We start from the raw sequence: 13,345 nt of genomic DNA, 5'->3' as shown, positions 1-13,345 counted from the left end.
TGTGTCATTGTCTGTTCACTCCGTTGAAAGCCTGCTGATAGAGTGCAGCGATGTCATCCACCGTGGCCGGGCGTGGGTTTCCGCCGGTACAGACATCGTTAAAGGCGGCCAGTGCCAGTTGCGGAATGTCGTCCTGATTCATGCCAATCTCACGCAGTGATGTGGGGATCCCGACATCGTGATTGAGCTGATAGACCGCATCGACAGCAGCCTGTCGGATTTCTGCCAGCGGCAGCGTGGCGGCGTCGGGAATAGCCATTGCCAGGGCGATGTTGCGGTATTTTTCTCCGGTGCAGGGCGCATTCCATGCCATTACCTGAGGTAACAGGATGGCATTAGCGACACCGTGCGGGGTGTTGTAAAACGCGCCCAGCGGATGAGCCATGCCATGGACGAGGCCGAGACCCACATTGGAAAACCCCATCCCGGCGATGTACTGCGCAAGCGCCATTTTTTCCATCGCTTCAGCATCGCCAGCCACCGCGCGGCGCAGCGATTTGGCGATCATTTCAATGGCTTTAAGATGGAGCGCGTCCGGTAATTCCCAGGCGCCGCGCGTAATATAACCTTCGATGGCATGGGTAAGGGCATCAATGCCGGTGGCGGCTTTTAGCGAATCTGGCATCGCATCCATGAGATCCGCATCCACAAGCGCGACCTGAGGAATGTCATGTGGATCGATACAGACAAACTTCCGCTGATGCGCTTCGTCGGTAATCACATAGTTAATGGTGACTTCTGCTGCGGTCCCTGCCGTGGTAGGAAGGGCAATAATTGGCACGCAGGGACGGGTCGTTTCAGCGAACCCTTCCAGGCTGCGAACATCTGCAAACTCAGGATTATTAATGATGATCCCAATAGCCTTACAGGTATCCTGAGGCGATCCGCCACCGACCGCGATAAGGACATCAGCGCCGCTGGCGCGAAATGTTTTCACGCCTTCCTGCACCACGGTAATACCGGGATTCGGTACGACGCGGTCGAATAATGTCCAGGCAAAACCCGCCTCATCAAGTAGAGTGGTAATTTTCCCGACAATACCGCATTTGACCAGGCCGCTGTCGGTGACGATGAGTGCTCTGGTAAAACCCCGTCGGATGAGTTCATTAATTAACTGGCCGCGGCAACCTCGCCCAAACCAGGCGGTTTCATTTAATATCATGCGTTGTGTCATTATAGCGTCTCTCTTGTTGCGGACAGGCGAGGGCCTACCCACCCGTTGCCGAGTGTGGTCTCGCCTGCAAACTGTTATTTTTTATTTAACTGATTTAATCGGTAATACAAAGAATGATGAAGCAAAGACAAAAATAATGGCGGCAATAAATAATGATGAATAATCATTATTAAATGTCGCGAGCAGCCAGGCCGATAATATGGGACTAAATGACTGCGGTAATACTGTCGCAATAGTCAGGATCCCCATATCTTTACCCGCTTGTTTACCGCCGCTAGGTAATACCTGAGTCATCAACGCCATATCAATGGAGGTATAGGCTCCGTATCCCAGTCCCATAATCGCGGCATAAATATACATACCGGTCAGGGTTGGCATGACCAGAGGAATACAGAGGCCCGCCGCCATCAGAATGCTGGAGAGAAAGACGAAAATTTTACGCCGCTGCAGCTTATCGGAGATGATGCCGGATACCAGACCGGAAAAGAGCAGGGTGGACAGCGTGATGACCGAAATTGTGCCGATGGCGTAGTTGGACTCTTCAACACTTAACCCAATGAAATCCTGAAGGATATACAGTTGATAGGTCACCACGCCCTGGTAGCCCAGGTACATGGCAAAGCGACCAAAGAATGCCCAACCGAAATCGGGATACTGGCGTGGACTGACCCAGAAGTTTTTGAAAAACGTTCCCCATTTGAAAGGTTCAACCGGCATATTTCGCGTTGAAGGTTCACGGTTAATCAGCACAAACGCAACACAGCAGGCTGCGATAGCCAGGGCAAATACCAGATAGCCTAACTGCAGATTCCACGCCAGATACCCGGCCAGGATGATGCCTACGGTTCCGCCCGCTGTCGAACCCGCGCCAACGAAACCTGAGGCTATCCCTCTGTTTTCAGGTAAGAATCGGTCTGCCACGACGGTCGCGAGTGGCCCGTTCATACAGTTCAGCGAGACGGCGGCCATCAGCCAGAAAACCGCAATACCGGCGATGGTTGTCATCATCGAGATGCCGAAGATCGCCAGCCCACCGATTAACGCGCCACCGACAATGAAAGGAGAGCGACGCCCCCATGTTGAACGGCATCGGTCGGATAATGCCCCGGCAATAGGTTGCGCAAAAATAGTAAACAACAGCGCCGTGGTCATCACGATGGCAAGGTTGTTAGCCTTATTGGCCGGATCGATTTGCGCGACATGGTTCGGTAACAGAACGGAAATGACGCCACAATATAAGGCCAGCAGAACAAAGAAATTGGCGAACAGGGAGGCCAGTAATATATTTTTCTTTTTCCCGGTGACCATGATATTGCTTTCCGGAGAATCGGTTTGATGCTTGTCGGCAACCTTCCCGGATGGCAATGTGTTGGTATTATCAGACATGCTTATTTCCTCAAATTTTATTCAGTAGGGTAAAATGAAATAAACGACATCAGTGTAGATACGACGTTATTAACCTTTTTTGGCTTTTCTCAGATAGATATCCCTGGCGTTATCCGCCATTATTGCGTTTATTTCCTCCGGCGACAGAGACGTAATGGCTTCAGTTACGCAATTCCTCCAGCGGGTGTAGCCTCCGGCCAGTTCAACAACCGGCCAGTCACCGCCAAATAAACAGCGCTGCGCGCCAAATGTGGTGATAGCCTGTTGTATCCAGGGCTTCAGTTGTTCGGGTTGCCAGTTTTCCCAGTTGGCCTCCGTCGGTAGTCCAGACAGCTTGCAGGCGAGGTTGGGGAAGGCTGCCAGCGCCTTAATCCCTTCCGCCCATTCCTGCCATTCATTGCGAGTGATGGCCGGTTTGCCCATATGGTCGAGAACCACGCGAGCCTCCGGCACCCGGTCATAGAGCCATGTCATCAGATCGAACAGGGCCGGGAGTTGCGCCGCTCTGACGCACATATCAATGACAAAGCCTTCTTCTACCGCCGCCAGTAAACCGGCGCGATAGTCTGCGCTGTAGAACCGTTCCAGCGCTTCGTTCTGTAGGGAACGTCGGATGCCCACCACGCGCGGAAGCTGTCGTAACTGGCGCAGATAAGGAATGACGGCGCTGCCACACTCCAGAGGAGCCCAGGCGACAATACCTGCCACGGCGATCGGACTGTCATCAGCCAGTTGATTCAGCCAGTTCACTTCCTTGATGGCGTGCTCGGCGGCGCAGTCGGCCTGAACCACAATCGCCGCGTCCGGGGCCCCGGCATGCCGGGCAAGTTCCTGCGGCAAAAAAGCCCGGTTTAACGTCGGCAGATCGCCAAGCCAGTCATAGCGCAACAAGCACGGATCCCAGAGATGAAGATGACTGTCGAGCGTTCTCATTTCTGCGCTTTCCCTCCGTTACCTGGCAACACATCCCAGCCGATATTGAGTACCGGTGCCATCAGCGCGTTAATGTTGTCCAGCAGTTCAGGATCGAGCGGTTGCTCAGACCAGCGGACGTTATCGAGCATATTTTCGGCGCTGGCTGTCCCAATGACGGTGGAGGCAATACCGTGCTCCGCGGCGGTCGTCAGGGCAAACTGGAGGGCAATCTGCGCAATGTTGACGCCGTAGCTATCGCACAGTTCAGACACGCTGCGGCAGACGCGTTGGACATCGTCGTGGGCCGGATGCCAGTCCGGCGCACCTGAACGGGTCAGCAGCCCCATTGAGAGAGGAGACGCATTGAGGACACCAATCCCTGCTTCGTTCAACCGCTGCGCAACAGCACCCAGGCGTCGGTCCTGTAAAGTCCATGTGCAATAGGCCATGACGGTATCGACTTTCTGCTCGCAGGCGACGCGTTCGAGTAGCGGCAGATCGTATCCGGTGATGCCAATGTGGCGAACCACGCCACTGTCCCGGAGTTCACGAAGCGTTGGCAGCGCCTCATCCAGCAACTGCGTCATATCGCCGTATTCAATGTCGTGACACTGAATGACATCAATGTAATCACAACCCAGACGGGAGAGACTTTCTTCCACGCTGCGTAAGGTGGCATCGCGTGAGAAATCCCAAAGGCTGTCACCGTAACGGCCCACCTTGGTGGCGAGGGTGTAACTTTCACGACGAACGCCCTTGAGCGCGGCGCCTAATGCGGTTTCGGCTTTCGTGAGCCCGTAATAAGGGGCAACATCAAAGTAGTTCACGCCATGACTCAGCGCGGTGGCGACCGTTTCATTGGCTTGCAGTTGGGACACCGGGTGATAGATGCTGCCCAGCGATGCCGCTCCCATCGCGAGAACGGGCACCTGAATGCCGGTATGGCCCAGAGGTACGGTTTTCATTTTTGAGTCCTTCATTATTGTTCGCGTTGTGGTGACTGGAGCGTCAGCCTTAGCCCGGCTCGTTCCGGTCTGACATGGGGGCCCTGGGCAATCGTCCAGCTTCCCTTATCGTGTTGTGACTGAATTGCCGTTTCATCAATGGAAATACCGAGTCCGGGCTCATCACCCAGCAGGATGCCGCCATTTTCTATGCGTTGATCTACCTGTAGACCCAGCGGAAAATTCAGATCCTGCACCTCACAACTCAGATGATTGGCGACGGCGGCAGCGGCATGGGCGACGGGGTTAGCGTTGTAGCCGACGGGGCTGACCGGCAGGTTAAACGCCTGTGCCAGATTCGCCACGCGCAGAAAATGGGTGATCCCCCAGCACATCCCCGCCTGTAGCACATCGACCGCCTGTTCTTTCAGCAACGGCAGGTACTGTTCTATGCCTGTCAGGTTTTCTCCTGTCGCCACCGCGCAGGTGACCTGCTGGCGAATTGCGGCGTGACCGGCGGCATCCCAGCGACGGACAGGCTCCTCAATCCAGCTCAGATCCAACGTTTCCTGCAAACGGTTGATGTAGCGGACGGCCTGTTTGCTGTTCATTGATTCATTGACATCCAGCATCATGACCGGCGAAGGGGTGTTGCGCAGATAAACCTCTCTGACCGCCGCAAAGCGCTCCCGGTCCTGCTCAACGTCCAGCCCACCTTTGAGTTTGAACGCGCTGAATCCCCGATCGGCAAAACGTTGATGCAGTGCAATCAGCGCATCCAGCGAAAGTGGGTAATCCAGTCCGGACGCATAGCCGGGAACGAATCCACGTCTTGCGCCAAGCTGCCGCCAGAGCGGTTCTCCCGCGCACTTTGCTTTCAGATCCCATAAGGCCATGTCGACAACGCCAATGGTGCCAAAGGTGCTACCGGCGTGACCACTTTTGAAAACCCAGGCCAGCATGCGATCGTAAAGTGCCGTTACCGCACGGGGATCTTCACCTTCAATAGCCGGAAAGACTCGTTCGATGTCGGCATGTCCGCCCAGACCGATGCCGGTTACCCCTTCGTCTGTTTCCAGCATCAGGATGGGCACTTCGGTCACTCCGGACTCAATGGTGCCGTTGACATCACCAATCGGTCTCTCCCAGTGATGCCAGGTCGTTAGCGTACGCCAGCCTGTAATTTTCATCGTCTCACTCCTCTGTGCGCTGCACGGTACGTAAATCAATCACCATTCTTCCCTGGATTGTGCCGTCGTCCATCTCCTTGAAAATGGCATTGAGCTCCTCCAGTTTTCGGGGCTGTACGATGGGGTGAACGCGCCCGGCAAGCGCATGCAGGAAGGCTTCCGCCAGATCCTGACGGGTTCCCACCAGGCTGCCGACAATCTGGATGCCATCAAGAACCGTCTTGACGATATTCAGCGAAAGCTCGCCGGCAGGAACCGCCACGCAAACTACTTTGCCGCCAGCTCTGACGCTGTTAACTGCCTGATTAAAGGCCGAGCGCGCCACCGCCACCACAATCGCCGAATGCGCACCACCGCCCGTCAGTTCATGAATACGTGCGGGAACATCCTCTTTACCGGGGTTAAGGGTGATTTCTGCGCCGCTTTCTCTGGCCAGCGCCAGTTTGTCATCCTGAATGTCAATGGCGATCACGCGGGCATTGAACACATTGCGGGCAAACTGGATAGCCATATTGCCTAAACCGCCCGCGCCCCAGATTGCCAGCCATTGCCCCGGACGGACTCCCGAAACCTGCGCAGCTTTGTAGGTTGTTACACCCGCACAGGTAATGCTGCTGGCGACCAGAGGATCAAGACCTTCCGGGACTTTCACCGCGTAGTCCGCTTTGACGATGCATTGCTCGGCCATCGCGCCATCAACGCTGTAACCGGCATTTTTTACGTTGCGACAGAAGGTCTCCCGCCCGCTGACACAGTATTCGCATACGCCACAACCCTCGTAAAACCAGGCAATGCTGACGCGATCGCCCACTTTCAGGCTGGTCACGTCGTCGGCAATCGCGCTGACAATCCCGATGCCTTCGTGTCCGGGGATACGCCCCGGTACTGGGCCAAAGTCACCCTGCACAACATGTAAATCGGTGTGGCAGACACCGCAACATTCAACGTTGACCAGCGCTTCGCCGGAGGCTAACGCCCGAACGGTCTGATGGCGAAACTCCACTTTGCCCGGCTGTGCCTGACTGATTACCGCTGCTTTCATCATCATGTCCTGTCAGTTAAGTTCCGGTACGATGTTGTCGACAATACGCTGGCGTCGCGCAACATAGGCGGGGAGCGGCTGTACGCCAGACGCATCAGTGAACCAGGCAAACGGATCGGTGCTGGCGACAAGGGCGAAGTTGGCCCAGGGCTCGAACGAACCGGAGCGAATGATTAGCTTCGCCTGATGGGCAATGTCGTGGCACAGCGTTTCATGGCTCGCAGCGAAAAACGCCGCGCCAGAACCGGTGTAGATCGTTTGCACATCGCGGTACAACTGCGGGTGGCAGTCGCGGACTTCGCTGGCAAAATGTACCTCTTCAACAAAGAGTTCCTTACGTAGCACGCGCAGGATCTCCCGGACGTCAATCTGACCAGGCCAGAAACCCAGGTCGATCCGGTTCGCGTGCGCAGGAATCGGGAACCCCGCATCGGTGACCAGAACGATATCGGTGTGGCCTAAGGAGGCTAAGGCTGCGGCAAGCTCGGGGTGTAAAATTCTGTCGGGTCTCATGTCAGGAATTCCTTCGGCTCAGGTTGAATTGCATCCAGGTATCGACATCGCTGCGATATTTATAAGAGGGAACAGTTTCCCAGTCAGAGCAGCAGAGTGCCGCTGTGGCGTTGGCGAACAGAACCGCTTCGTTGACGGGTTTACCTTCGTCAAGCGCGACAGCGAGGGCAGCGTTAAAACTGTCACCTGCACCATTACTATCGACGACCTCAACCAGACAAGGTGGTATTTCCAGCGCGGTGTCAGAGGTGAAAACGGCTGCACCCGCTTCACCCAGCGTCATCACAACATAGCGGCATCCCGTTTCCAGTAGCCTGTCGGCGACCTCGCGGTTACTGAGCGGATCGTCCGGAGCCAGCCCCAGCGCGACACGGGCCTCCGTTTCATTAGGCGTCAGGAAGTCAACCGCGCTCAGATCGAGTCCACGAAGATCTCGGGCAGGTGCCGGGTTGAGAAGGGTTGTCTTACCCAGCGCTTTGGCCTTTCTCAAACCGTAGAGGGCTGTTTCGAGAGGAATTTCTAACTGGGTTAACACCACGTGGCTATTTTTAAGTTGCAGCAGCGCGTTATCGACAAGGGCAGGGGTAAAGAGCTTGTTGGCGCCCATATCCACGACAATGACATTGCGTCCTTCTTTGTCCTTAATGATCAGGCCAGCGCCCGTGGGCAGCTCGGTGGTCAGGGTCAACGCATCAATATTGATGCCTTCCTCCTGCATCAGTTCGATGAACTCATTACCGAAGGTGTCATTTCCCACCACGCCGCTATAGGCGACATCGGCCCCTAAGCGTGCAGCCTGAACCGCCATATCGGAACCTTTTCCTCCCCATGTCTGGCGAAAGTTATGTCCGATCAGCGTTTCCCCGGCGAGCGGGATACGTTCAGCGGTCATGACCAGCGCCTTTGCGTAACTACCGAGAATAAATACACTCATCACATACTCCTTAAATTGTGCAGGGCGTCGTGCCGCTGCTACCAGCGGCACTTTTCGGTTAATAAGCGTTAATGTCGCCTACCAGTCCTTTGACCAGTTCAGGACCGGAGCTGGTCCCGACTAATTCAGCACCTGCTACGAACATCTCTTTCATTTTCTCAATCGTATTCACTTTACCGGAGACTTTGACCCGACAAGGTGCCTGGATATGAGCTTTGAGAAGTTGCACATCTTCTACCGTCGCGGCACAACCGCCTTTGCCCCAGCCGCTTGACTGTTTCACCCAGTCAATACCGGCTTCATAGGCATAACGGGTGGCTTTGATTTTCATCGCCTCCTCGGTGATGAAACCAAATTCCAGCATGGCTTTGACTTTCATTCCCAGGTCATGCGCAACATGGGTGACTTCCTTCAGTTCCCGGAAATACAGTTCATCCTCGCCCCCCAGCAGAAAACCTGGATTTGGTGGGAAATCAAACTCATCGGCACCTTCTTTTGCCAATTCTCGTACGACGGCCACTTTCATGGCTGTCGTGTCGTTAGCCTGCGGAAAGTTCACGGTTGTGGCGACACGAACCCCTGTACCTTTCAGTACTTCTTTAGCAAGGGAGACCCAGCAGGGGGCAATCATTGCGGCATCAAACTGATATTCCATGCAGATATTCAGGTGCTGGATCAGACTTTCCCGGGTTAAATCAGGATTGACGTTCGTGAATTGAATAGCCTTGGCAACCTGGCGTGGGTCATTAAAATCGATCATTTACTGCGACTCCTGTTAGCTGAAAAAACATACGTTATGGGCTAAGACTTACTTTAGGGAGGGGGCAGAAAATGTGTGATAGGCAAGAATCCCGGCTATATGGACAGAATTTTCAGGGTGATATTTTTGCGACATCAGTCGCAATTTCGCAGCGCTGGAGGCCAGCAGAAAAGAAGGGGGAATGGTTCAGAATCCTGTTTTAGGCGGGAAAGCGCTATTGTTTACCTCAGTACCGACGACAATCCACAGCCGGAAGCGTAGAGGAGGAGGCTCACCCAATCTTCACGCCTTCTCCTCCCGGCTGCGCTCAGAGCTGTTTTTCGTACAGGCGATAGCGCTTATAGGCAACCCCGCCGATGCGTTCCAGGATCGTGCGCATTCCGCTATTAGATTCCAGAATCCAGGACATCTCTACTGCGTCGATATGGTGTCTGGCAAACGGTTCACGTAATGCCTCAATTAACAGCAGAGCTATGACCGGGCCAATACGACTGAACTGATACTCCTGGCGTACACCCATCAGAGGCACCCGCGCGGTACGGACACCGCTCACTTTCAACCGCCAGAGCAGTTTGGCCCAGCCGAACGGCAACAGCCGACCATTGAGATCGGCGATAGCCTCATTAATATTTGGCAGGCCAACGATAAAGGCACAGGGGATAGAATCTATCTCAGCGATGTGAATCATATCGTCCGGTACAAGGAACTTGAGCTGCTCGCCCATGGCGGCGAATTCGTGTTCTGTGAAGGGGACAAATCCCCAGTTGTGCTGCCATCCTGAGTTAAAAATTTCCCGCAGAATCTGCATCTCTTCACTGAATTGCTTGCGATTAATGCTGCGGATGGTCACCTTTTCACGCACCTGATCCATCAGTCGGACCAGCGATGGCGAGAAGAATAAATCTGTCCGCTGCATCCAGTAAGCCAGTAGATCGATTCCTTTGGTGTACCCCAGTTGTTCGACCCGGGAGCCATAATAGGGCTTACCGTGCGGCATCAGTGCGCAGGGGGGCGTCCCGAAGCCATCAACCAGCAGGCCGCTTTCCTGGTTAATGTTCAGGCTAAAAGGGCCCGTTATCTTTCGCGCCCCGACGGATTTCAGCCATGTTTCGGCGGCAGCAAACAGCGCGCTAAAGACCTCAGGATCGTCGATGGCGTCGATCATGCCAAAATGACCGGTGTCATCGCCGTACAGTCTGCGATGTAAGGTATCAATCTGCGCGGTTATTCGCCCGACCACCCGTCCCTCTTTTTTTGCGATCCATGCCTGCCAGTTGATATGTTCTGACCCCGGATTTTTTGCAGACAGATGCTCTGCGCGTTCAAAATTCAAGGGGGCGATCCAGCAGTCGTCAGCGCCATAGAGTGAAGAAGGGAAAGAGATAAAGGTGTTGAGGTCATGTTTATTCATGACTTTTTGTATCTGAATCATAAATTGCCCTAAATAAAAAGTGCAGAAATAAACATAATTACATCCATTACCATACGGTAACGTCAGCATCCGAAAACGGAATAAATTATGAAATGTCTATTTTTCTCTTTTACTACTTTATGCGGTTGTCGATAAAACGGGAAGATAAAACGTTAGATAGTGGCGTTCAAGGAAATAAATGATAATTTTTAATGTTAGTGAAGGGACGAAGTATATGCACGAAGGATATTATTCCTGTTACCATTAAAATACTTGCAATCATTTATAATTGTGATGGTTATTTTTCCAAAAAAAAGAGGTGCTGTTTAATGACTATTTAATTTATATTACCCTCTGCCGATTATTTGTTTCGTATATCCAGCGATTTTAAATCCAAACATTTTCATGGTGTATATGTCCAATAGAATATCTACTCATTCTCTTCCTATGCGTTATGCTGACTTTTCAACCCTGGCGGAAGCTTTGGACTACGCCGCTTTGGGAAATGCAGGAATGAATTTTTATGATCGACGCAATCAGCCTGAAGCCGTACTGGAGTATCGTCAGCTAAAATGGCGAGCACAAGCCGGGGCACGGCGGTTGCTTTCGCTGAATCTCAATAAGGGCGATCGCGTCGCGCTGATTGCGGAAACCAGCGTGGGTTTTGTCGAAGCCTTTTTTGCCTGTCAGTATGCGGGTTTAGTGGCGGTACCGCTGGCCATTCCAATGGGCGTCGGGCAACGCGATTCTTATTCTGCGAAATTGCAGGGTCTGTTAGCCAGCTGTCAGCCAGCGGCCATTATCAGCAGCGATCAATGGTTGTCACTGATAGATGTCGTCAACGATCATGGGGCGGCAATCCATATTCTCAGCAATGCGCAATTTAATGCGTTGCCGGAAAAGGATATCGAACTGCCACAGCCATTGCCGGATGACATTGCCTACCTCCAGTACACCTCTGGCAGTACGCGTTTTCCTCGCGGTGTCATTATTACCCACCGTGAAGTGATGTCGAATCTGCGTGTGATTAGCCATGATGGGATCAAATTACGCGACAGCGACCGCTGCGTTTCCTGGCTGCCCTTTTATCATGATATGGGGCTGGTGGGTTTTCTGCTGACGCCTGTGGCGACTCAACTCTCCGTGGACTATCTGCGCACGCAGGATTTCGCCATGCGCCCGTTACAGTGGTTGAAATTAATCAGTCAGAACCGCTGCACCGTCTCCGTGGCCCCCCCCTTCGGTTACGATTTATGCTTGCGTCGCATCAATGACAACGAACTTGCCGGGTTAGATCTCTCCTGCTGGCGTGTAGCAGGGGTGGGTGCCGAACCCATTTCTGCCGGGCAACTCAATCAGTTTGGCGAATGTTTCCAGCGCGCGGGGTTTGACAGTAAAGCCTTCATGCCGTGCTACGGACTGGCTGAAAATGCGCTGGCGGTGAGTTTTTCCGATGAAGCGTCGGGTTCTCAGGTGAACGACGTCGATCGCGATATACTCGAGTACCAGGGCAAAGCGGTTGCGCCAACGAAAAATACCCGGGCGATTTCCACCTTTGTGAACTGTGGCAAAGCACTACCGGGTCACCGCATTGAAATTCGTAACGAAATTGGACTCCCGCTTCCTGAACGAGAAGTGGGCCATATCTGTATATCCGGTCCGAGCTTGATGGACGGTTATTTTCAGGATCCGGTTTCGCAAAAGGAAATCCAGTCAACCGGATGGATGGATACCGGGGATCTGGGCTACTTGCTGGATGGCTATCTGTACGTGACGGGACGTATAAAAGATCTGATCATCATTCGTGGTCGGAATATCTGGCCACAGGATATTGAGTATATTGCGGAACAGGAACCGGAAATTCACTCTGGCGATGCAATAGCGTTTGTGACGTCCCAGGAGCGGATTATTTTACAGATCCAGTGCCGGGTCAGTTGTGAAGAACGCCGCGCGCAGATAGTCCACAGTCTGACCGCCCGGGTACAAAGCGAGTTTGGCGTTTCTGTTAGCATTGAGCTCTTGCCACCGCACAGCATTCCACGAACATCCTCCGGGAAACCGGCCCGTGCGGAAGCAAAAAAACGCTATCTGAACCTCTTCGCCGAACCCCTGAATTCACCAATCCCCGCGTCGGGTTATGCGCAATGAGTACCATCGTTGCGGTGACCGGCGGGACCGGTTTTATCGGAAAACATATTATTGAGGCGCTGCTTTCCCAGGGTTTTATCGTCCGGGCGTTAACCCGAACCGTCCGTCACGACGCGCGCGAAAATCTTGTCTGGATCCGGGGGGCGCTGGAAGAACGCGAGACGCTGGTGCAACTGGTCGCAGGGGCCGATCACGTAGTCCACTGTGCGGGGCAGGTGCGAGGACACAAAGAAGCAGTCTTCACCCGCTGTAATGTCGAAGGTAGTCAGCGACTGATGCAGGCTGCGAAAGAAAGCGGCAGTTGTCAGCGCTTTCTGTTTATCTCCTCGCTGGCGGCTCGTCACCCTGAACTCTCCTGGTATGCTAATTCCAAGCATGTTGCTGAACAACGGCTAACGGCGATGGCCGCCGGGATTACGCTGGGGATTTTTCGCCCTACGGCGGTGTACGGGCCCGGTGACAAAGAGTTAAACCCGTTGTTTCGTACGATGCTGCGAGGCTATCTTCCGCGATTTGGCGCTGTCGATACCCGATTGTCATTTTTGCATGTGAGCGATTTGGCTCAGGCCGTCAGTCAATGGCTCATGGCCGAACGGACGCCAGTTTATCCTTATGAGTTATGCGATGGGGTTGCCGGCGGCTATAACTGGCAACGTCTTCAGGAAATTGCGGCTGCGGTAAGTAAGCGGCCGGTTCGGACCGTGAGTATTCCGCTGCCATTGCTGATATTGATTGCCGGGACGAGTACGTTAATCAGTCGGTTTGCCGGAAAAGAACCGATGTTGACCCGCAGTAAAGTTTGCGAATTAACCCACCCGGACTGGTCAGCAAATAATAAATGTCTGTGCGAGAACATAAATTGGTTTCCCCGGGTTAGCCTGGAATATGCGTTACGCCAGGGGCTATTTTGATTATTTAGATTACAGGT

General features: G+C 53.6%; 12 protein-coding genes. 2 read left to right on the top strand and 10 right to left on the bottom strand.

Annotated features, from left to right (window positions below):
- Positions 1–4: 4 nt before the first annotated feature.
- The 10 genes from fucO to GBC03_20320 form a co-directional block, all read right to left on the bottom strand.
- A complete protein-coding gene (gene fucO, locus GBC03_20365; protein ID QFS72390.1) occupies positions 5–1,174 on the bottom strand; it encodes a lactaldehyde reductase in 1,170 nt (389 codons plus the stop codon).
- Positions 1,175–1,255: 81 nt separating this feature from the next.
- On the bottom strand, positions 1,256–2,482 hold the full coding sequence (locus GBC03_20360) for an MFS transporter (GenBank protein ID QFS74082.1): 1,227 nt from the start codon (positions 2,480–2,482) through the stop codon (positions 1,256–1,258).
- A 147-nt stretch (positions 2,483–2,629) separates the two neighbouring features.
- Positions 2,630–3,493 (bottom strand): amidohydrolase family protein, encoded by an 864-nt coding sequence (locus GBC03_20355; GenBank protein QFS72389.1) that lies wholly within the window; start codon positions 3,491–3,493, stop codon positions 2,630–2,632.
- Positions 3,490–4,440 (bottom strand): aldo/keto reductase, encoded by a 951-nt coding sequence (locus GBC03_20350; GenBank protein ID QFS72388.1) that lies wholly within the window; start codon positions 4,438–4,440, stop codon positions 3,490–3,492. Before GBC03_20350 ends, GBC03_20355 begins: the two co-directional genes overlap by 4 nt.
- Positions 4,441–4,454: 14 nt before the next feature.
- Positions 4,455–5,609, bottom strand: coding sequence for a mandelate racemase/muconate lactonizing enzyme family protein (locus GBC03_20345; protein ID QFS72387.1), 1,155 nt, complete (start codon positions 5,607–5,609; stop codon positions 4,455–4,457).
- A gap of 4 nt (positions 5,610–5,613) precedes the next feature.
- Positions 5,614–6,651 carry an alcohol dehydrogenase AdhP gene (gene adhP, locus GBC03_20340; GenBank protein ID QFS74081.1) on the bottom strand — a complete coding sequence of 346 codons (1,038 nt, stop codon included), beginning with the start codon at positions 6,649–6,651 and terminating at the stop codon, positions 5,614–5,616.
- 12 nt (positions 6,652–6,663) lie between these two features.
- Positions 6,664–7,164 (bottom strand): carbohydrate transporter, encoded by a 501-nt coding sequence (locus tag GBC03_20335; GenBank protein ID QFS72386.1) that lies wholly within the window; start codon positions 7,162–7,164, stop codon positions 6,664–6,666.
- Position 7,165: 1 nt separating this feature from the next.
- Positions 7,166–8,101, bottom strand: coding sequence for a ribokinase (locus GBC03_20330; GenBank protein ID QFS72385.1), 936 nt, complete (start codon positions 8,099–8,101; stop codon positions 7,166–7,168).
- Positions 8,102–8,156: 55 nt separating this feature from the next.
- Complete coding sequence (gene deoC, locus GBC03_20325) at positions 8,157–8,858, bottom strand: deoxyribose-phosphate aldolase (protein ID QFS72384.1); 702 nt, start codon at positions 8,856–8,858, stop codon at positions 8,157–8,159.
- A 307-nt stretch (positions 8,859–9,165) separates the two neighbouring features.
- Positions 9,166–10,290, bottom strand: coding sequence for an N-acetyltransferase (locus tag GBC03_20320; protein QFS72383.1), 1,125 nt, complete (start codon positions 10,288–10,290; stop codon positions 9,166–9,168).
- Positions 10,291–10,668: 378 nt separating this feature from the next.
- On the opposite strand from GBC03_20320, the gene GBC03_20315 reads away from it, so the two are divergent.
- Both GBC03_20315 and GBC03_20310 read left to right on the top strand, forming a co-directional pair.
- Complete coding sequence (locus GBC03_20315; protein QFS72382.1) at positions 10,669–12,417, top strand: fatty acyl-AMP ligase; 1,749 nt, start codon at positions 10,669–10,671, stop codon at positions 12,415–12,417.
- Positions 12,414–13,328, top strand: coding sequence for an NAD-dependent epimerase/dehydratase family protein (locus GBC03_20310; protein ID QFS72381.1), 915 nt, complete (start codon positions 12,414–12,416; stop codon positions 13,326–13,328). The genes GBC03_20315 and GBC03_20310 overlap by 4 nt, the downstream gene beginning before the upstream one ends.
- The last annotated feature ends 17 nt before the right edge of the window (positions 13,329–13,345 follow it).

The organism is Citrobacter telavivensis (genome assembly GCA_009363175.1).
GTDB lineage: Bacteria > Pseudomonadota > Gammaproteobacteria > Enterobacterales > Enterobacteriaceae > Citrobacter_A > Citrobacter_A telavivensis.
Note: the sequence above shows the minus strand (reverse complement) of the source record. Positions and strands in the feature narration are given on the sequence as shown.